The sequence below is a fragment of the Leptospira kemamanensis genome, from assembly GCF_004769665.1.
GTDB lineage: Bacteria > Spirochaetota > Leptospiria > Leptospirales > Leptospiraceae > Leptospira_A > Leptospira_A kemamanensis.
This window is the reverse complement of sequence record NZ_RQGG01000013.1, coordinates 15,207-34,766: the sequence shown is the minus strand read 5'-3', so window position 1 is coordinate 34,766 and position 19,560 is coordinate 15,207. Positions and strand designations below refer to the sequence as shown.

20 protein-coding genes are annotated in these 19,560 nt (G+C 40.5%); 14 read left to right on the top strand and 6 right to left on the bottom strand.

The features are described from left to right. Positions 1-11: 11 nt before the first annotated feature. Positions 12-653, bottom strand: coding sequence for a DedA family protein (locus tag EHQ59_RS04855; protein WP_135618030.1), 642 nt, complete (start codon positions 651-653; stop codon positions 12-14). Between the two features lie 90 nt (positions 654-743). On the opposite strand from EHQ59_RS04855, the gene EHQ59_RS04850 reads away from it, so the two are divergent. From EHQ59_RS04850 to EHQ59_RS04830, 5 genes are read left to right on the top strand one after another with little or no spacing between them, the layout of a single operon-like run. Next, positions 744-1,172: a hypothetical protein gene (locus EHQ59_RS04850; protein WP_135618029.1), complete on the top strand. Its 429-nt coding sequence runs from the start codon at positions 744-746 to the stop codon at positions 1,170-1,172. A gap of 2 nt (positions 1,173-1,174) precedes the next feature. Then, positions 1,175-2,284 carry an AI-2E family transporter gene (locus EHQ59_RS04845; RefSeq protein ID WP_135618028.1) on the top strand — a complete coding sequence of 370 codons (1,110 nt, stop codon included), beginning with the start codon at positions 1,175-1,177 and terminating at the stop codon, positions 2,282-2,284. Beyond that, positions 2,285-3,562, top strand: a complete 1,278-nt coding sequence (xseA, locus tag EHQ59_RS04840; protein ID WP_135618027.1) for an exodeoxyribonuclease VII large subunit — start codon at positions 2,285-2,287, stop codon at positions 3,560-3,562. Between the two features lie 9 nt (positions 3,563-3,571). Continuing rightward, on the top strand, positions 3,572-3,847 hold the full coding sequence (locus EHQ59_RS04835) for an exodeoxyribonuclease VII small subunit (RefSeq protein WP_135618026.1): 276 nt from the start codon (positions 3,572-3,574) through the stop codon (positions 3,845-3,847). A gap of 3 nt (positions 3,848-3,850) precedes the next feature. Next, the gene (locus EHQ59_RS04830; RefSeq protein ID WP_135618025.1) at positions 3,851-5,251 is read left to right on the top strand and encodes a high affinity choline transporter 1; all 1,401 of its coding nucleotides are present in this window, start codon (positions 3,851-3,853) and stop codon (positions 5,249-5,251) included. On the opposite strand, the gene EHQ59_RS04825 is transcribed toward EHQ59_RS04830, so the two are convergent. Continuing rightward, positions 5,220-6,269: a D-alanine--D-alanine ligase gene (locus tag EHQ59_RS04825; protein ID WP_135618024.1), complete on the bottom strand. Its 1,050-nt coding sequence runs from the start codon at positions 6,267-6,269 to the stop codon at positions 5,220-5,222. The two genes, EHQ59_RS04830 and EHQ59_RS04825, sit on opposite strands and share 32 nt — an antisense overlap. A 47-nt stretch (positions 6,270-6,316) precedes the next feature. Here EHQ59_RS04825 and EHQ59_RS04820 point away from each other — a divergent pair, with 47 nt between their 5' ends. The 6 genes from EHQ59_RS04820 (at position 6,317) to ptsP (ending at position 12,979) form a co-directional block, all read left to right on the top strand. Then, positions 6,317-7,726: a hypothetical protein gene (locus EHQ59_RS04820; RefSeq protein WP_135618023.1), complete on the top strand. Its 1,410-nt coding sequence runs from the start codon at positions 6,317-6,319 to the stop codon at positions 7,724-7,726. Further along, positions 7,723-8,499, top strand: a complete 777-nt coding sequence (locus EHQ59_RS04815; RefSeq protein WP_135618022.1) for an MlaE family ABC transporter permease — start codon at positions 7,723-7,725, stop codon at positions 8,497-8,499. Before EHQ59_RS04820 ends, EHQ59_RS04815 begins: the two co-directional genes overlap by 4 nt. Positions 8,500-8,507: 8 nt before the next feature. Continuing rightward, on the top strand, positions 8,508-9,296 hold the full coding sequence (locus EHQ59_RS04810) for an ABC transporter ATP-binding protein (protein ID WP_135618021.1): 789 nt from the start codon (positions 8,508-8,510) through the stop codon (positions 9,294-9,296). 32 nt (positions 9,297-9,328) lie between these two features. After that, positions 9,329-10,102 carry a mammalian cell entry protein Mce gene (gene mce, locus EHQ59_RS04805; RefSeq protein WP_135618020.1) on the top strand — a complete coding sequence of 258 codons (774 nt, stop codon included), beginning with the start codon at positions 9,329-9,331 and terminating at the stop codon, positions 10,100-10,102. A 178-nt stretch (positions 10,103-10,280) separates the two neighbouring features. Next, positions 10,281-11,189, top strand: a complete 909-nt coding sequence (lpxC, locus tag EHQ59_RS04800) for a UDP-3-O-acyl-N-acetylglucosamine deacetylase (RefSeq protein WP_135618019.1) — start codon at positions 10,281-10,283, stop codon at positions 11,187-11,189. 62 nt (positions 11,190-11,251) lie between these two features. After that, positions 11,252-12,979, top strand: coding sequence for a phosphoenolpyruvate--protein phosphotransferase (gene ptsP, locus EHQ59_RS04795; RefSeq protein WP_135618018.1), 1,728 nt, complete (start codon positions 11,252-11,254; stop codon positions 12,977-12,979). Positions 12,980-12,992: 13 nt separating this feature from the next. Here ptsP and EHQ59_RS04790 read toward each other — a convergent pair whose 3' ends face one another. Continuing rightward, a complete protein-coding gene (locus EHQ59_RS04790) occupies positions 12,993-14,246 on the bottom strand; it encodes a peptide MFS transporter (RefSeq protein ID WP_425270123.1) in 1,254 nt (417 codons plus the stop codon). A gap of 41 nt (positions 14,247-14,287) precedes the next feature. After that, the gene (locus EHQ59_RS04785; protein ID WP_135618016.1) at positions 14,288-14,860 is read right to left on the bottom strand and encodes a cob(I)yrinic acid a,c-diamide adenosyltransferase; all 573 of its coding nucleotides are present in this window, start codon (positions 14,858-14,860) and stop codon (positions 14,288-14,290) included. Positions 14,861-15,065: 205 nt separating this feature from the next. Here EHQ59_RS04785 and EHQ59_RS04780 point away from each other — a divergent pair, with 205 nt between their 5' ends. Then, on the top strand, positions 15,066-15,914 hold the full coding sequence (locus EHQ59_RS04780) for a flagellin N-terminal helical domain-containing protein (RefSeq protein WP_135618467.1): 849 nt from the start codon (positions 15,066-15,068) through the stop codon (positions 15,912-15,914). Between the two features lie 97 nt (positions 15,915-16,011). Then, positions 16,012-16,743, top strand: coding sequence for an OmpA family protein (locus EHQ59_RS04775; protein ID WP_135618015.1), 732 nt, complete (start codon positions 16,012-16,014; stop codon positions 16,741-16,743). A gap of 122 nt (positions 16,744-16,865) precedes the next feature. Here EHQ59_RS04775 and EHQ59_RS04770 read toward each other — a convergent pair whose 3' ends face one another. Next, positions 16,866-17,186: a YbaB/EbfC family nucleoid-associated protein gene (locus EHQ59_RS04770; RefSeq protein WP_135618014.1), complete on the bottom strand. Its 321-nt coding sequence runs from the start codon at positions 17,184-17,186 to the stop codon at positions 16,866-16,868. A 79-nt stretch (positions 17,187-17,265) separates the two neighbouring features. Here EHQ59_RS04770 and EHQ59_RS04765 point away from each other — a divergent pair, with 79 nt between their 5' ends. Next, a complete protein-coding gene (locus tag EHQ59_RS04765; protein WP_135618013.1) occupies positions 17,266-18,621 on the top strand; it encodes an ion transporter in 1,356 nt (451 codons plus the stop codon). A 71-nt stretch (positions 18,622-18,692) separates the two neighbouring features. Here EHQ59_RS04765 and EHQ59_RS04760 read toward each other — a convergent pair whose 3' ends face one another. Next, positions 18,693-19,466: a ParA family protein gene (locus EHQ59_RS04760; protein WP_135618012.1), complete on the bottom strand. Its 774-nt coding sequence runs from the start codon at positions 19,464-19,466 to the stop codon at positions 18,693-18,695. Between the last annotated feature and the right edge of the window lie 94 nt (positions 19,467-19,560).

Genomic DNA, 19,560 nt, shown 5'->3' with positions numbered 1-19,560 from the left:
AGAAATTTAAATCATGTCAACTTCGTATTTCGTTTCTTGAAAGTTTGGTAAAGAAGATAAATAAAAATGAATAAAAGGATGATTCCGATGGTTTGATTGTAGTAAGATAGTATAACAATGATTTGGTTCCAGTTAGATCCAACAAAAGAACCTGCAAATAAAAGGATTCCACACCAAAGCGAAATGGCAATGGAATAAAGAACAACAAATTTAATGATGTTCATTTTGGACATCCCGGCCACGATCGATACAAAAAAACGAATCCCTGCAGAAAACCGAGACACAAGAACCACAATGATTTCAAACTTCCGAAACCATACCAAGGTTTTTCGTAAGTTCTCTTCGTGGTATAAGGCCGACAAAAAAGGGATTTTGGTTTGTTTCAAAAAGAGTAAAAATCGTTCTCCAAAATAGTACATCGTGAGTGCACCGAGTAAATTGCCGACGTACGTTGCCAAAACCACAGAGAAAAATGAAATCGGAGAATCTTGACTGGAAGAGATGAATCCTGAAAAAACGGTGACAGTATCTCCAGGCCAAGGGGGAAAAACATTCTCTAAAAAATTGGAAAAACAGAAAAATCCCCAGAGAACCAGTGGAGGTAATTCTAAAATTCGATTCAAAATCGTTTCAAACGGAATGGAATCTAGCACAGGGGATAGGATATACCTTTCTCCTGATAGGCAACTAAGAATTTAAAAAATGAATGGAAGGAATCCCTACCAGGACATTTGCTTTCCCTAATGCTTCGATTTTCCCTGGTTTTATCCCTTCTTTTTTGGCAATGCCAACCGAGCCCTATTTCCGAAATCTATCGTTTTGATCCCGTGATTGTAAGCCAATTTCCGACAAATGCTCCACCAGCCTTTCCTCAGTCTTTTTTTCCGGAATCTGCCAAATTCATCCAAGCAAGTGAATTCAAAACGAGCCATATCCATACCAAAGAAGCCTTTTTACTTTTAGAAACAGAAGAAACCTTAGAACAAATCCAAAAGAGAATTGATTTACGAGCAAGCCAAGGGGATTGGAAACTCATTGAGAAAAACACAAAAGACTCTGAAGTCTTTTATTTATTAGAAGGTTATATTAAAAAATCCCTTTCCATTTCGCTTACGAATCATGGCAAAACAAACCAAATGCGGTTTTACTTCAAAAAACATTCTAGTTACTAAAAATGAATTGGATCAAAAATAAAAACGAAACAATCGTCTACATCCTGTTAGCAGGTTTCTTTCTTGCGACTTGTTTTACCCTGTTTTTTGTTTTTAAACCATTTTTATGGGCCAGTTTTTTATCTTTGTTGTTTTATCTCACTACGCGTAAACTTCACAAACGATTAAAAAATCTATTAGGTGTCAAATTTCACGGACTTTCACCTTACATCATGGTGATTTTGATGTTGGCTTGTGTATTTATCCCGTCTTACTTAATTGTATCAACCCTCATCCGTGAATCATTAAATTTGGTGAGTTATGTAAGAAACCAACTCACAGAAGAATCCATCGTTTCTTTATTACTCAATAGTCCAATCTTAACGGATTTTTTTACGGAAAATGAATTCTTTTGGATCAAACTTCCCATTTTGTACCGGGAGTATGTGGGCCAACATATGGATATCTTAAACCTAGATTCCATCTATAGTTTGTTAAAGAATTCGTCAGGATTTTTGATTGGTTCCTTTGAAGTGCCAGGAGCCATTATCTTCAATGGTTTTTTTACCTTTATCCTTCTCTTTTTTCTCTACAAAGAAGGAAGTAGAATGGAACACGCTTTGTTTTTATTATTACCCTTCCCAACTGAAATTGAAGAAAGACTTGGGCGTAGAATTGAAGAAGCAATTCGAACGGTGATGATGGGAAATTTATTCATTTCCTTACTCCAAGGTACTTTCATTTATGTTTTGTTACTCTTCACTTCTGTTTCCAATAAGTTTTTACTTTCTAGCATTGCGACGATCTTTTCCCTAATTCCCGTTGTAGGAACTTCGGTTGTCTGGTTACCCATTGGCCTCTACATGGGACTTGTACAAGAAAACTGGACAGGAAGTGTGCTCTTTATGATCGCTGGGGGAGCCAGTTACTTAATCTTAGAAAATTTTGTGAAACCTAAAATCTTAGACAAAAAACTGAAAACCCATCCATTTTTAATTTTCCTTTCTCTGATTGGCGGATTACAAGAGTTTGGTGTCGCAGGGATCATCATTGGCCCGATGGCTTTAACCTTAGTCATCATCCTTTGGGATTTTTGGAAAATTTTCCGAGAAACACGATTTCAAACAACGTAAATGGAAACAGTTGATTCTTCTCTCACAGTAAGCGAAGTCAATCGCCGTATCAAAGCGAAACTCCAAGATTCACCGGAGTTCAAAAACTTTTGGGTGCGAGGAGAAATCTCCAATTTTAGCCAAACCAATAGCTCTGGTCACATGTATTTTTCTTTAAAAGATACATCCAGTGTGATCAAATGTGCATTTTTTTCCTTCCAAGCTAAAAATTACAAAGGCACTCCCTTGCGCAATGGAATGGAAATTCTTGTTTATGGTTCCGTTTCCGTTTACGAACCAGGCGGGTATTATAGTCTCACAGTACAAAAGATCGAAGAACTGGGTGAAGGTGACATCCTTCTCAAAATTGAAAAATTAAAAAAAGCCCTTGCTGATAAAGGAATTTTTGATGTCACCCACAAACGCCCGTTACCTAAATTTCCGAAACGTTTGGGCATTGTCACATCCCCAAAAGGGGCCGCCGTGGAAGATATCATTCGAATCGCCACTGACCTAAATCCTGCCATTCAAATTTTAGTTTCTCCCTGTCTTGTGCAAGGGGACGGAGCCGAAAACTCCATCATCGAAGCGATCAAAGAGATCAACGATCCGAAATGGGAAGTAGATGTGATCATTGCGGGTCGCGGGGGTGGTTCGTTTGAAGATTTAATGGCATTTAACCAAGAATCGGTGGTCATGGCCTACTACCAGTCTCGAATTCCCATCATCTCTGCTGTTGGGCATGAAATTGACCGAGTCCTTACAGATTTGGCTGCCGATGCCACAACTCCGACTCCCACTGCTGCTGCAAAATTAGCAATTCCGAATGTATCGGATACCCTAATCCGATTGGATGAAATGGAAGATCGATTGCGTTCTGCTTTAACCGGTGTCATTCGCATTGGAAAAGAGAAATGGACGGGGGTCACAACTCGTGTTGTACTTCAAAATCCCAAATCCATTTTGGAACCAAGACAAAATCATTTTGATGAATTGATGACTAAAATCTCCTTACTTGGAAAAAACTACCTTGTCAAAAAACAAAGTGAGTTTCAAAAAATTGATACCTTGGCATCAAATTGGAAATCGTATTTAGAAAGAATTCATAACAAATTTAAACTCGCAGAACAACGATTAGATCACTTTTCACCATTGGGAACATTGAAACGTGGATATTCGGTTTTACGAAATGCAAAAAAAGAAGTCATCTCTTCCATTCATCAAATTAAGGAAAAAGAGAATTTAGAAGTATTTTTATTCGATGGAAAACTCCAAGTAGAAGTGAAAGAAAAACAGTAGGATCAGACGATGGTAGAAAAAAAATCAATTAGTTTCGAAGAAGCAATCCGTGAACTGGAAGACATTGCCGAAAAATTAGAACGAGGCACTTTATCCTTAGAAGATTCCATCAAAGCCTATGAACGGGGAATGGAACTCAAAAAAATCTGCTCAGAACGACTTGTCGATGCAGAAGCCAAAATTGAATTTTTAACAAAAGCTCCAAACGGCGAAGTGGTAAAATCCACAGTGAAAAAAAAGAAGGAAGAAACACCTTCGAAACAAACGGAAGAAGATTTATTTTAAAGAATGAATTTTCAATCCATCTTCATTCTTTCCTACCTACTCATCACCATTGCCATTGGAGTGTATGCGGCAAAAAAGGTTAAAAATTCAAAAGACTTTATTTTAGCAGGGAGAAGTTTACCACTCCCCATCTCCACTGCAGCCTTGTTTGCCACCTGGTTTGGCAGTGAAACCATCCTAGGATCTTCTGTGGAATTTGCCAAAGGTGGATTTTTATCAGTCATCCAAGATCCGTTTGGCGGTGCCCTCTGTTTGTTTTTACTCGGATTGGTATTTGCGAAGTATTTATATCGCATGCAAATTCTTACCTTTGGTGATTTTTACAAAAACCGTTATGGTAAAAAGATGGAGTTCATTGCAGGGATTTGTCTAATTTTCTCCTACTTCGGATGGGTTGCTGCACAGTTTGTAGCATTTGGGATCATGGTGCAGATTCTTTTTGGAATCAATCAATTTACAGCGATTGTGATTGGTGCCTGTCTTGTTGTGTTTTATACCTACTTAGGTGGAATGTGGTCGGTATCGTTAACTGATTTTTTCCAGTCTATTTCCATCATCGTTGGACTAGTGGTTGTGATCATTGAACTGAATGGTGTAAAACCCATTTGGTCTTCCATCACAGAAAAACCAGAAGGATTTTTTTCTTTTTTCCCCGAATCCAATTACCATGCTTGGACCCTTTATCTTTCCGCTTGGATGGTGGTAGGATTGGGATCTTTGCCCCAACAAGATATTTTCCAAAGAGTGATGTCAGCAAAATCGGAAAAAGTAGCCATTCGTGCATCTTATTTGTCTAGCATCTTATACTTGTTATTTGCCATGATTCCTTTGTTTTTAGGACTACATGCTAAAAGTTTACTCCCAGACTTTGATTTAAATGGAGAAACGGGCCAACTTTTAATTCCCACCATGATATCCAAGTTTTCAAGTCCATGGATTCAGGTTTTATTTTTTTCGGCACTCATTTCGGCTATCCTATCCACTGCATCTGGTGCCATCCTTGCCCCATCCTCAATCCTATCAGAGAATATTCTAAAATACGCATTTAAAAATGTAACGGATCAAAAATTACTGCTTCTTTCCCGAATCTCCGTTCTCATCATTGCAAGCATTTCGTTTTTACTTGCAGTGGGAAAACCTTCTATTTATGCGCTTGTGGAAGATTCAGGTGGAATTTCCCTTGTGACATTATTTATTCCTATGGTGTTTGGATTACTCAGCAAACGGGCAGACGAAAGGTCCGCCTTATTTTCGTTATTTGCAGGAATTGGAACTTGGTTGTATTTAGAAATTTACGGAGATGATATGACAAGCCACTTCTATGGAACAATCGCAAGTCTTGTTGCCATACTCGTGGGAATGTATCTCTTTCCTAAGAAAGAGAAATCTCAAGTAACCACGTAAACACATCTTTCATACTGATCCCAAGGGCATTTGCTTGTTGGGGGATCAGACTTGTTCCTGTCATCCCAGGAAGTGTATTGGTTTCGAGAACAAAAGGCACTCCATCCGAGATGATAAAGTCAGTTCGTGAATATCCCTTACAACCTAAAATCTCATGGCATAACAAACTGTATTCCTGTAGAGTCTTTGTGATTTGGTCTCCGACCGGGGCAGGAGTGATCTCTTCACTCGCACCTTTTGTGTATTTGGCTTCGAAATCAAAAAACTCAGACTTGGGTCTGATCTCTGTTGGCACCAGAGAAAAGGCCTTTCGTTTTTTCCCTTCTGGTTTTTCGAGGACACCAATCGAAACTTCTGTACCAGAAATTAATTTTTGTACAAGAACTCGGTCTTCGGAGACAAAGATTTTATCAACAAGGGTCATCGCCTCTTCCGCTGTTTTTGCCATTCCCGTATTGACACTTGAACCACCTAATGTTGGTTTAATGAACACAGGATAAGAAAATGGTAGGTTTAGAAGAGTTTTTCTGGCATCTGATTTACCTCGTTCCAACTCTAAAAAAGGTGCAACGGGAATCCCTGTGGTTTGGAATAACAAATTGGCTCTAAATTTATCCATAGCAAGAGCAGATGCTAAAACCCCGGAACCCGTGTGAGGAATACCTAAGGTATCTAAAAATCCTTGGATCCTTCCATCTTCTCCAGCACCACCGTGTAATCCTAAAAAGACGGAGGAAAATCCGAGTTCGCCGATCATTCCTGGTGCACTTGCGGATAGGATATGGTTCCTTAAATTAAATTCTTGTGAAAATTCGATTTCCGTTTTCCCCGTTGGATCAGGATAAATCGGATTTGGGATGGTGGGAATCCAAAACTTTCCATTGAGATCAATGTAGATGGGACAAACGTCGTATTTTTCCTTATCAATCGTAGCAAAAATAAAAGAAGAAGAACGAATGGAAATGATATGTTCTCCGGAAACTCCACCGAAAAACAAAGCTATTTTGGTTTTGGACATGAAATCACTTGATTCCTTTTCGTGAAAGTGAACGATATTGAAATTACGTGGATTCCCGCTTTAAAATTCAATTCGGAATTGTTTTTTCTCTCCTCTTTCTTTCTTTCTCAATCCACGCAAAAATTCCCAATTCATTTACAGAAGATACGAAATCCAAGTATTCCCAATTTTGGTTTTTGTATGAAGCAGAATCCCGTGGTCGCCAAAACTTTTTAGCTGTTCGTCCTTTTTATATGAGTTTTACGGATCGCACATACGCGTTTCGATTTCGCAGTTATCTTTCTCCCATTTATTACAAAGAAGAAACCAATTACTGGTATACCTGGTCTTCTCTCTTTTTTTTCAGTGGAACGGGTTTCAAACATGAAGAAGGAGATGAAGACGAAGACATCCTTCTCACCCCACTCTTTTTATGGGGCAAAGGAGAATCACAAAGAGAAAACTATTATAGTGTCTTTCCTCTCTATGGAACAATACGAAACAAACTTTCCTACCAAGAATTAAATTATGTTTTATTTCCGATGTATTCAGAATGGAAATACAAAACCTACAAAGCAAAATCGGTTTTATGGCCGTTTGTGATGTGGGGAGGTTCCGAAACAAGAGATGATATTCGAGTGTTCCCTTTTTATTCCAAGAAGGAACATGAAGGAAAGTACAGGCGTTATTCGGTCCTTTGGCCTTTTTTCCAATGGGGTGAAGAACGTTTGGATAAAAAGGAACCTACTTCTTACACAATCTATTTTCCTTTTTACAATCGCAAAGATTCACTTGATGGCAATATGAAAAGCCGAGCTTATCTTTGGTTTCCACTCATCAATTCCCTATTTTCTTATGGGTATGATAAAAAAACAGGCCAAAGCAATTACACAGCACTTTTTATATTATTCCAATACACAACCTCAACCAAAAAAGATACGGAAAAACTTGTATTTTTTCCTCTCTATGGATATTCTTATTTTGCTAACAAAGAAGCAGAATTCATCACACCGTTTTATATCCGTTTGTCGCAAAATACTTCTCATTTAAAATCTACCTCACATTTTATTTTGCCCTTTTATTCTCATATGAAAAATGAGTATGTCCAAACTGGAAGAGAAGACTATTATTGGAAACTTTGGCCACTTTTTCGTTACCACAAAGATCCTGAAGGTAATTTTGGTTGGAATACTCTTGCCATCATTCCGGTTCGATTTGAAGTGATGGAAGATGTTTGGGAACCGATATTTTCCCTCGTAGAATACAAAAGGTCTTCGAATGGAGAAAAACGATTGCACCTAATCACAAGACTTTATACTCACAGATGGACAGAGGAAGAAACTCATATCCATATTCCCCTCCTCATGGAATATTCAAAATCAAAGTCAGGTTTTCGTTATGATTTCGCCTATGGCCTTCTTGGTATTGACACAAGAGAAGAAACAAACAAATACAAATTCTTTTGGTGGGAAATATGATCCGATTCTATCGTAAAACCATCGAACCCTTCCTATATGCCATTGGGTATACTGTGTTACTGCTATTCAGAGCCATTGGACAATCCCACCATCTGTATTTCAAACGCCGTGAGATCTTAGAACAGATGTTCATCGCTGGTGTTGGTTCCTTATTTGTCGTTTCCATTGTATCAGTTTTCACGGGGATGATCCTTGGACTGAACACAGGCCTAGGTTTACGTGACTTTGGTGCGGAAGGCCAAATTGGACTCCTCCTTACCATCACACTCACAAGAGAGATGTCTCCTTTTATGACCTCACTGATCCTTGCGGCCTCCGTTGGATCGGCCATGGCGGCAGAGATTGGAACGATGAAGGTATCCGAAGAAATTGATGCCTTGGAAGTGATGTCGATTAGTCCTGTGCGGTATCTCGTGATGCCACGGATTGTTGGTTTTTCACTGATGGTACCGGTTTTATGTGTGTATTCAGCAGCTCTCGGAATCTTAGGTGGTGGAATTGTGGGTCACTTCCAATTGGGAATTGATATCATTAGTTATTTCCAAGATGTTTACTACCGAATCTCTTCTGTTCCAGGGCTCAAAGATTTGTATGTGGGACTCCTAAAAGGGTATGTGTTTGGATTGTCGATTGCGACCATATCTTGTAGCCAGGGTCTTAGAACGGAAGGGGGTGCGATCGGTGTGGGCCAAACCACAAGAAAAGCGGTTGTGACTTCCTTTCTCATGGTCATCTTTTCTGGTTATGTGCTCACAGCACTCTTCTATAAATAAAGGACAGTATGGAACCATTTGCCATTGAAATGAAACAGGTTCACAAAGCCTTCGGCAAACGTAAGATCTTACGTGGTATGAACTTACAAGTGAAACAGGGAGAAACCATGGTCATCCTTGGTCCTTCAGGAACAGGAAAATCGGTAAGTCTCAAACACATCACGGGACTACTTGAACCCGATGAAGGAGATTGTTTTATCTTTGGAGAATCCATAGTCCACGCGAATGAAAAGAAACGCGAAGAACTACGATCCAAGTTGGGAGTTCTTTTCCAATCGGGTGCCCTCATCAATTGGCTCACCGTGTATGAGAATGTGGCTCTTCCTTTACGAGAACATAAAATTGCCTCAGGTGCAGAACTCGATCGGATTGTGATGGAAAAATTACAGTGGTTAGACTTAGTTCCCGCCAAAGACACTCTTCCCAGCAATATCTCGGGAGGGATGAAAAAACGTGTGGGCCTTGCCCGTGCCCTCACTTCCAGACCCAAAATTGTGATGTATGACGAACCTACCTCGGGCCTTGATCCTGTAATGTCAAACGTCATCAATGACCTGGTCATTCGATTACAAAAAGAACTCGGTCTTACATCCATTGTGGTCACCCATGACATGAACTCAGCCTATCGAATTGCGGATCGCATTAGTTTTTTGTATGAAGGCAAAGTGCAGTTCTGCGGGACACCAGAAGAAATCCAATCTTCGAAGGATCCAGTCATTCAACAGTTCATTCATGGAAATACGGTGGGTCCGATGATCCTCGACCACTCTGAATTAAAAAAAGGAAAATCCAATTGACTTTGTTCACAACCCAAGGAGAATTTTAGGGAATGCCTACCATAGGTCGCGCTCTCATCGTTGGACTTTTATTTGTCTTCTCACTGGTAGCAGTTGGTTATTTCACCATTGTTACGGAAGGTGGACCCTTTCAAAAATCGGGTTACAAATTGCCAGTGTATTTCCCAGATGCAGAAGGGATTAAAATTGGAAACAAGGTCACCATCCATGGTGTTCCGTTTGGGTATGTTTCCAAAATCCGTTTGGTGCAAATTGATGAGATGGGAAATTTATTGCCAGAAGGGGAAACTGGGATCGGAACAAAAGTGGAGCTCACCTTACTCCTCAAAGGCAAAGTCCAACTTTTCTCCAATTACGAAATTACGATCAAAAACGAAAGTTTATTATCGGGCCGCGTGGTCTCCCTTGATCCCGGCTCCAAGTTTCCAGTCGATCCCAAAACAAAAGAATACCTGATGACGGAAACTCCCATGAGCCAGATTGAAATCTCACCGCGTTCGGGAAAACTCCTCCCCATCCAAGGAAAAGTGACCCAAGACCCACTGGTTTCCCTTTCCGAACTCATTGCTGAAAACAGATCCGATATCCGAAAAACGGTGCAAAACATCGCAGGCATCACAGGGAAAATCAATGAGGGCCAAGGCACTCTCGGCAAACTGATTAACGAGAACGACGTACATAAATCAGTGAATACCACTCTCGGGGATGCCCAAGTGGTTTTGAAAGAACTCCGAGAAGGTTTGGAAGACACAAGAGAACAAGCCCCTGTTACCAGCTTCATTCGCTCTGCCCTCAGTGCTTTTTAGGGACTAACACGGAGAATACGGCCTAATTTGTAGCGAAAACTAGTCGGATTTGCCCCAAACTCTGGCCGTCACAATTCCACCACACTGTTGTAAAAAAGAGACATTTTTTTGACTTCACCGATCGGTTTTGGAATTGTCCGAGACCGGATTCCTACAAATCTGTAAGTAGGAATTGATTATGCAAACGTTGATCCATCGAAAAACGATCCAAAACTCTGTCACATTGAAGGGAATCGGCGTACATTCTGGGAAAGTGGTTACACTTCGCCTCCATCCAGCTGAGGCAAATACAGGTCTTATTTTTTATCTCTACAAAGGCATCCAAAAAATCCGAATTCCGGTCTCCCTTGACCATGTTGTGGACACAAGTAATGCCACAACGATTGGCGATGGTAGCTCAAACCGAGTGCAAACCATCGAACATTTACTCGCCGCAGTTCATACCCTAGGCATTACCGATTGTATTTTTGAAATTGATTCAGTGGAAGTCCCGATTATGGATGGATCTTCCCTCCCATTTTGGGAAGGAATTCGTTCTGCAGGAATTCGGGTTCTAGACGAAACAGTAGAACCAATTACCATCACAAACCCAATTTGGGTTGTAGACGGGGACAAATACCTGGTAATGCTCCCTTCCGAGGAATTAAAAGTCACTTATAGCATCGATTTTAACCACCCACTTCTCCGGGGTCAGTCTTACACCACAACACTTGACGAATCCATTTTGGGAACCGACATCCTTCCTGCTCGGACTTTCGGGTTCTTAAAAGATGTGGAAGCCCTCCAAGCACGAGGCCTTGCCATGGGTGGGTCACTCGACAATGCAGTGGTTCTCACAGATGATGGGTATTTGAATGACCATCTGCGTTATGACAATGAATGTGTTCGTCATAAGATCCTTGACCTTGTGGGAGACCTTGCTGTCATGGGTCGTCCGTTTCGAGGCCACTTAATTGCCTCCAAAGCGGGTCATGCCTTGGATATCTCACTTGCCAAATGCATTATGAGCCAAGTCACAGGAAACGAACTCACTCAATACAAAAGCAAACGGATCCCACTTTTTTCTAAAAAAGAAGCCACACGGTAATTCGTACGGTTTTTTACTTTCCAAACTAGGCCAAACCAAAAGTATTTTTGGCAAAGGTTCGGATGGAAGAAAAAACCACATTTAAGGGCATCTCTGCCTACCCAGGAACAGTGTATGGAAAGGTCTTTCGTTGGAAACAAACCAAACGGAAACGAGAAGACCGTACTGACCTTAGCCCTGAAGAGATCAAAGAAGAAGTTGAACTCCTCAAAAAAGGACTCCAAAAAACAGAAGACGACTTAGCCGATCTTGTTCAAAAATCCAAACAAAACAGGGAACTCTCCGAAATCCTAGAATCCCAAATTGTCTTTTTAAATGACCCCCTCTTTCGTGCCCGAGTTTTTGAACGAATCGCACAAAACAATGAATCGGCGGGACTTGCGTTAGAAACAGCTGTCAGTTCCTTATATGATGAATTCCAATCCATTCCAGATGAATATTTTCGAGAACGTGCCGACCACATCCTAGACATAGGCAAACGCATTGAATCAAACTTATATCCGGAAAAAGGGGCAGAACCCACCATTATCCCTGAAGATGTCATCCTCATCGCAAAAGAGATCACCCCTTCCGAGATGATCCAATTGGGTAAGTCCAAACTCCGAGGCATTGCCACAGACTTCGGGGGGAAAACGGGACATACTGCCATTATTGCCAGGAATTATGGGATCCCCACCATTGTGGGATTAAAAAACATCACCTCACACGTAAAAGATGATGATTATATCTTACTCGATGCCACAAAAGGGATCCTGAATCGTTCCCCAGGAATCGATGAAATCAAACTCGCTGGGATCAAAAGTGAAATCAAAACCACCATTCCCATCCGAGAAATCAGTGATGGACCGAAGGAACTCAAAACCAAAGACGGAAAAAAGTTCACCCTCCGCGCTAATATTGATTCGGAAGAAGAAGTCGACACAGCCTTTCTCCAAGGTGCTGACGGGATTGGACTTGTACGGACAGAAATTCTATTCATTCGTTATGTGGAATTCAAACCAACGGAAGAAGAACAGTTCGCCGTTTACAAACGGATTTTACTAAAAATGGTGGGTCGTCCTGTCACGTTCCGTGTTTGGGACATCGGTGCTGATAAAATGGAAAATGGATACGAAGAAGAAAATCCATTTCTCGGAAACAGAGGGATTCGTTACTTACTCAGGCATCCCCATTTTTTTAAAGAACAACTCCGAGCACTTCTCCGTGCGAGTGAATATGGAACCATGCGAATCATGTTGCCTATGATCACAACACGATCTGAAATTTTACAATCAAAAGCGTTGATGGCAGAATGTTTGGAAGAGTTAAAATCGCAAGGCCTTGTCATTACCAAAAAAATTCCGTTAGGAATCATGGTGGAAACACCTGCCTGTGCCCTAAACCTACCCTTTCTCGGAAACCATGTAGATTTTTATAGCATTGGAACCAATGACTTACTACAATACTTACTCGCCGTTGAGCGTAACAACCATTTGGTGGGAGACTTATACAATCCATGGCAAGTGGTCTTTTTATTACTTTTAAAAAACATTGTGGAAGTGGCAAACTCTCAGAAAAAACCCATTAGTATCTGTGGGGAAATAGGAAGTGATCCCATGTTTACTGCGGTTCTCATTGGTCTTGGGATTCGAGATTTGAGTTCGGCTCTTCCTCTTATGAAAGAGGTCGCAGAAAAAGTATCCGAAATATCAACTTGGAAAGCAAAACTTCTTGCAGAACAAGTCATCACACTTGCCGGAGAAGAAAAGTTTGACGAGATTGAAACTCTCGTCTTAGAAACAAAAGGTTAATGGCATAGGGTTTTTAGTCCCCTTCCAGAAGAGTTTGGATGGTCTTTTGTTTCCAGAGATAAATTCCATATAGTAGTAACGCAGCAGACCAAGAAACACACACAAAGAATCCGTAAAAAAACACCATACTTCCCCATTCGTTTTGGTAACCAGATAGGATTCCGGCCGCATAATGCCCAAAGGCCGTTGATAAAAACCAAATTCCCATGAGAAGTGATGCATATCGAACAGGTGCCATTTTACTCACAAAAGACAAACCTACCGGAGATAAACACAATTCACTGAGGGTGTTCCAAAAATAGACAGATACCAAAAACAAAATAGAAACGGAGACACCCGTCTCCGCTTGGTTGGCCGCAATCACCATCACCAAAAATCCAATGCCTAATAAAAACAAACTCATCACAAACTTCAAAATTGGATTCGGATTTTGATCGGATTTCGCAAGACTTATCCAAAGACCTGAAATCATAGGTCCAAACACAAGGATCATCAAAGGATTTAACGACTGTAAGAGGGAAGCGGGGATTTCCAATCCAAAAAAATCACGGTCTGTATGTCGAAGAGCAAATAAATTCAAAGAGCTGCCCATTTGTTCGAAAGCCATCCAAAAGAAGATACTAAAAAAGGATAATAACCCGATGAGAATCAACTTTGCCATGTCGTTCTTAAAATCTTCTCTCTTTCCTTGTGAGGTTTCAATTGTTTGTTTTGGAATTTCCTTTGTTTCTTTTTGCCAAACAGAGTCTGGTAAAGACTGACTTCCCAAATAAAATACGATCATCCCAATCGCCATCCCGACACTCGCTGCAAAAAAGCCAAGATGCCAATCCACTTTTTCACCCAAACTCCCAGCGATGACGGGACCAAGTAGACCACCTACATTAATACCCATATAAAAAATAGTAAACCCACTATCCCGAAGGTTGGGTTTTTCTACATACAACCTACCAAAGATAGTGGAGATATTGGGTTTAAAAAATCCATTTCCAATCGCAATGAGAAAGAGACCTAAATAAAAAAATTCTAATCCAGGAACTGCCAAGGAAAGATGGCCGAGTAACATCAGAACACCTCCCAAAAAAATCGCAAATCGATAACTGAAATAACGATCTGTGAGATAACCCCCAATCACAGGTGTTAGATAAACAAAACTGGTATAGTATCCATAAATGATTCCGGCATCTTTATCAGAAAATCCAAGGGACTGCACCAAATACAAAACAAGTAAGGCTCGCATTCCATAATAACTGAGCCGTTCCCACATTTCAGTGAGGAATAAAACAGAAATTCCTTTTGGATGGGAATTTATTTGAATTTGCTTCGGCTCTGCCAAATGGTTTCCTCATGCCCCAATGAAAAATTCACAAACCGAGCTGCAACAAACAAATAATCCGACAAACGATTCAAATAAATACGGAGATCATTGTGGATTTCACCACCTGCTTCGACATACACAAGTAGGTCCCGCTCCAAACGACGACAAACAGTACGCGCCATATGTAAAGCACTTGCCATTTGGGTTCCTCCAGGTAAGATAAAATATTTAATTTCTGGTAAGGTCTCCATCAATCGGTCAATCTCATGTTCGATCGAAGACACATCTTCGGTATTTACCACAGTTCCCTCTTTCGCATCTTTTGGCACATAACCTGCGAGCTCGGAACCAATTTCAAACAGAAAACTTTGGATGTTTTGCAAATAGACTAAAAACGATTTTTCAATCGTTTGGTCTTTGCCGAGAGAGAGTGCAAGGCCGATGGTGCTATTCAATTCATCACAGGTTCCATAAAGATCCACCCTTCTGTCCGTTTTTTGTACCTTTTTCCCAGATGCTAAATAGGTTTGTCCGCCATCGCCAAATTTGGTATAGATTTTCAAATTCTTAAGTCCTCTTACCCTAAATTTTCTTTACAGTCCTTAGTTTTTTGGTGTAGAATCATCTGGAAAGGAAAAATTCACGGGAGAACCAAGGGCAGGCAACCCCCTTCTCTCCTCGAAGGAATGGATTTCTGGAAACTGAATTTTTTTCTTTCTCCGCCTGTAGGGAAACAAGCGGGTCATGGACACACAGGAGGGTGTGACAATGATTATCAATCACAACATCAGTGCACTCGTTGCAAAACGGGCACTTACAAACACCAGTCGTGACATGGACAAGTCCATGGAACACCTAGCAACGGGTATGCGAATCAACAGACCAGGGGATGATTCCTTGGGGTTCTCCGTATCCGAAAAACTTAGATCCCAAATCAGGGCCCTCGGCCAAGCAGAACGAAATACCCAGGATGGAATGTCGTTTCTGCAAGTGACAGAAGGATCTTTGGACCAAGTAAACTCCATATTACAGAGGTTACGCGAGCTTTCCGTACAATCGGCAAACGGGATTTATTCCAATGAGGACAGAAAACTAGTCCAATTAGAAGTATCTCAACTTGTGGAAGAAGTGGAACGTATCGGAACATCTGCGGAGTTTAACAAAGTCAAACCACTAGATGGTCGCTTTTCACGAGCAGCCAAAACTCCAATGACCTTACAAGTCGGTGCTAACGGAACAGAAAAAATTGAAGTCTACATCAATACGATGACAAGTTCTTCCTTAAAACTGAAACAAGCGGGAAACAAAATCACGCTTTCCACTCCGAACAAAGCAACCGACTCACTTCAGGTTTTGGATGACGCTATCTCTCGGGTCAACCGACTTCGGTCTGATCTCGGCGCCTACTACAACCGTTTGGATTTAACCTTAAAGTCACTGAGTAACAACTATGTGAACATGGTTTCTTCTGAATCCCAAGTAAGAGATGCGGATATGGCAACGGAAATGGTGGAATATTCCAAAAACCAAATCCTAACCAAATCGGGTGTGGCCATGCTTGCCCAAGCAAATCTCAGACCAGAATCCGTAGTAAAACTCCTCACGGACAGATACTAAGGTTTTTTAAGAGATGGAAATCCTCCTTGCAAACAGGGAGGATTTCTTTAAACTTTGTCCGAAACCTACATTTCAAATGTTAGCGAGGACAATTACTTTGAAACAAATCATCTCAGGACTCTTATCCCTATCTCTACTTACCACAATATCTTGTGGCCTTTCCGACAACACAAAACGACTCATTCTCAGTACTTCCATTGGATGTGGTGTTGGTCTTGCGTTAGGTGCCGTTTACGACGAATCTCAAAGAAAAAAAGATACAAAAGACAAAAAGAATAATTTCCAAAGACAAATCAAAGAATCTTTGGCTATGGAAAAAAAGAAGCCACAAAACAAAGGTAAGATCATTGGTCTTGGTGCTGGTTGTTTAGCTGGACTTGGAACTGGTTTTTATCTCAACACAATGTATGACAACATGGCGGAAGAGATGAAAAAACAAGGGATCACTCTTGAAAAAAACCAAAGAGGTGGAGAGACAGTTGGTCTTACTGCAACTATGGACGGTGGAATTGCGTTTGAAGACGGAAAAGCAGACCTCAAAGGCAAAGGAAAAGAAAACATTGATAAGTTAGCGGAAGCTCTTGCTGCTTACCCAGAAACAAAAATCAATATCACAGGACACGCAAACCGCACTGGAGCAGAAGACTTAAACCTCAGACTTTCTAAGGATAGAGCGATCACCGCAAAAGATGCCATCATTGAAAATGGAGTCGAAGGAAAACGAATTGGAACTGTGGAAGGTCTTGGATCTTCTTCTCCTATTAAAAACGTTGATCCAAAAGATGGTTCCAACCGTCGTGTGGAAGTAGAAATCGTTCCCGCAAGTTAATCCAACTTAAAACGAGAGAGAGGCAGGATTTTTTAAAATTCTGTCTCTAAACAAAAAAGCCTACAAATGATTTGTAGGCTTTTTCTTTTTGCAAAAGATTTGAAACGAAAAATCGAATCGATTTACATCCCGAGTCCTGGAAATCCACCCATGGCTTGCATTTGTTTTGCGGCCCCAGCTTGTGCATCTTGTAAAGCTTTGGTATAAGCTTCTTGGATGGAACGTTCGAGAAGGTTTTTATCCTTTTTTTCCAGAAGTTCGTCCTCAATCTGGATCGATTTCATTTGGAATTTTCCATCCAAAGTGATGGAGAGAAGTTTATTTTTTGAAATTCCTACAAAATTTAAGCCAGCAAGTTCTTTTTCCATCGTTTTCACTTGCGAACGCATCTTTTTCATTTGTTTGAGCATATCAAACTTGTTTCCACCAGCTCCACCGAACATAAGTACCTCTTTTCCATTTCAGGATTTTTTTTCTGAGAAAGAAAGCAAATATAAAACTGTCGTTGTCGATACTAAGAGTATGATCCATCCTAATTCTACATACAAACGAATCTGGGATCTATTTGTATTTATCTGCATCACCTATTTTGCAATTGAAGTACCGCTTCGACTTGTTTTCCATCAAAAATTGACTTCAGGGGTGAATGCATGGGAACGCTTCATCCAAATCATCTTTGGAATCGACCTCATCCTGAATTTCTTTACGGCCATCATCAGAGAAAGACTTCTCATCCAAAATCGCAAAATCGTGGCCAAATCGTATCTCAAAACATGGTTTCTCATCGATTTTCTTTCTGCCTTTCCCTTTGATTTATTCGGTGGATTTTTCTTTGCCTATTTTGGTGTCACCGATAGTTTAAAGATCTTACGACTTTTGCGTTCGGTTCGTGTTTTTGAACTTTTTAAATCCTTACGGATGCTTGCCTTAGGTGCCGATTCCGAAGATCGATTCAAGTTATTGGAAGTCATCAATCCGATGACCTTCCGTTTGATTTTCTTTGTGTATTGGACCACTCTTTTTGCCCATTGGGTCGCTTGTGGTTGGATCCACCTAAGTCCAGAGTTCCTTACCGACAAAGACATGTTCACACGTTATATCCGAGCCTTGTATTGGTCAGTCACAACACTCACCACCATTGGTTATGGAGACATCACTCCCACCACGAACAAACAAACCATTTATACCATGGGTGTGATGATCTTAGGTGTGGGAATTTATGGGTATGTGATTGGTAATATCGCAACCCTTCTCTCCAATTTGGATATATCTCGAGTTACCTTCCAAGAAAAATTAAATACCATTAATTCCTTTATCAAATATAAAAAAATACCACCTCATCTTGCCAATCGGATCCGTTCCTACTACGTCAATTTATGGGAAAACAAACATGGAATTGATGAATCGGAAATCTGGGACCAACTTCCTTCTGGGATCAAAATAGATGTATCGATGTTTTTACATAATCATTTGATTTCAGTGGTTCCTTTTTTCAAACATGCCCCTGAAGAATTAAAACGAGAAGTGGTATTAGAATTAAAACCTGCGTATTATATGAAAGGAGATATGATCTTTCGAGAAGGTGACGTCCCTCATAATATGTATTTTTTATCCAAAGGTCATGTGGAAGTGATCAAAGAAAAAACAGGGGAACTCCTTGCCACCCTGAATTCTGGTTCTTTTTTCGGAGAGATGAGTTTGATTGATGATTCCCTGCGTACAGCGACCATCAAAGCTGGATCCTATTGTGATGTTTATACGCTAAGCCGCGATGCCTTCCAAGAAATATTAAGACACCATCCAAGTTTTGACAAACACATCCAAGAAATTGCAAACGAAAGAAAGGTCCACCAATCACAGAGCAAACATCCCAATTGATTCGAAATTGGACTGTAAGTGGATCACCAAACGTGCGATAGGTGGTAGATTCCAGAATTCCGAACAAAATCCTACAAACGTAGATTGGATATAGAATGTTCTGGGTCTACGAGAGCGATGGTTTCATCTGCCAATCGATCGAAGGCATACCAAGCATTGGTATCTTTTTTTAATGATTCCTGTTTTTCCGTTTTGACTTTGATGGATTCCGATTTTGGAATCTCTCCTAAAGTTGGAATCTCCTCAATGGCTTTTAATTTTTCCAAAAGTTCTCTGTGTTTTTTGGAAGTACCAAACCAGGAAGGAACAAAGGCAATTTTTTTCTTTTGGCTAAAGATCGTTTCCGTTTGTGATATTTCATCCAAAAGCAAATTCACAGCCCGAATGGTCCATTTACTGGGAGTGACTGGAACAAGCACAAGTTCCGAATTATAAATAGCGGTGGTGAGTTCGTGTTTAGCAGAACCTGGTGTATCGATCACAACAAATTGGTAGTTTTGCCGGATTTCCTCCAGTGCCCGTTTGAATTGAAGGCATAAACTCGTAGAATCAGGATTGTATTTGGTGAGTTTGGCAAGGCTTAATGTGGAAGGCAAAACATCAAACTGTTTCGTTTTCCGAATGCAGTCAGAAATTTTTTTCATACCGAGTAAAACACTCATCACATTTGCCTCATCTAAGGCATTTAGGTCAATGTCAGGCAAAGAAAAATCGGTAAGATCCCCTTGCATATCCATATCCACAACCAAAGTTTTTCCTCGTCTAGCTAAGGCACATGCTAAATGGGCAGCAGTCGTGGATTTTCCACTCCCACCTTTAATATTGGAAACCGAAATCACCTTCATGGGGTAAAGAATTTCCCTATTTCCAACATTGACCACTGATTTTTTTTTGAATTTTCCTTGGAAAGGACTCTGACTTACTTAAACTGGTTCCAGT

Bases quoted from the DNA above. Each gene is read 5' to 3' on its own strand.
- EHQ59_RS04850 (WP_135618029.1), top strand. From the start codon at position 744: ATGCTTCGATTTTCCCTGGTTTTATCCCTTCTTTTTTGGCAATGCCAA.
- EHQ59_RS04845 (WP_135618028.1), top strand. From the start codon at position 1,175: ATGAATTGGATCAAAAATAAAAACGAAACAATCGTCTACATCCTGTTA.
- xseA (WP_135618027.1), top strand. From the start codon at position 2,285: ATGGAAACAGTTGATTCTTCTCTCACAGTAAGCGAAGTCAATCGCCGT.
- EHQ59_RS04835 (WP_135618026.1), top strand. From the start codon at position 3,572: ATGGTAGAAAAAAAATCAATTAGTTTCGAAGAAGCAATCCGTGAACTG.
- EHQ59_RS04830 (WP_135618025.1), top strand. From the start codon at position 3,851: ATGAATTTTCAATCCATCTTCATTCTTTCCTACCTACTCATCACCATT.
- EHQ59_RS04825 (WP_135618024.1), bottom strand. From the start codon at position 6,269: ATGTCCAAAACCAAAATAGCTTTGTTTTTCGGTGGAGTTTCCGGAGAA.
- EHQ59_RS04815 (WP_135618022.1), top strand. From the start codon at position 7,723: ATGATCCGATTCTATCGTAAAACCATCGAACCCTTCCTATATGCCATT.
- EHQ59_RS04810 (WP_135618021.1), top strand. From the start codon at position 8,508: ATGGAACCATTTGCCATTGAAATGAAACAGGTTCACAAAGCCTTCGGC.
- mce (WP_135618020.1), top strand. From the start codon at position 9,329: ATGCCTACCATAGGTCGCGCTCTCATCGTTGGACTTTTATTTGTCTTC.
- lpxC (WP_135618019.1), top strand. From the start codon at position 10,281: ATGCAAACGTTGATCCATCGAAAAACGATCCAAAACTCTGTCACATTG.
- ptsP (WP_135618018.1), top strand. From the start codon at position 11,252: ATGGAAGAAAAAACCACATTTAAGGGCATCTCTGCCTACCCAGGAACA.
- EHQ59_RS04790 (WP_425270123.1), bottom strand. From the start codon at position 14,246: ATGTGGGAACGGCTCAGTTATTATGGAATGCGAGCCTTACTTGTTTTG.
- EHQ59_RS04780 (WP_135618467.1), top strand. From the start codon at position 15,066: ATGATTATCAATCACAACATCAGTGCACTCGTTGCAAAACGGGCACTT.
- EHQ59_RS04770 (WP_135618014.1), bottom strand. From the start codon at position 17,186: ATGTTCGGTGGAGCTGGTGGAAACAAGTTTGATATGCTCAAACAAATG.
- EHQ59_RS04765 (WP_135618013.1), top strand. From the start codon at position 17,266: ATGATCCATCCTAATTCTACATACAAACGAATCTGGGATCTATTTGTA.
- EHQ59_RS04760 (WP_135618012.1), bottom strand. From the start codon at position 19,466: ATGAAGGTGATTTCGGTTTCCAATATTAAAGGTGGGAGTGGAAAATCC.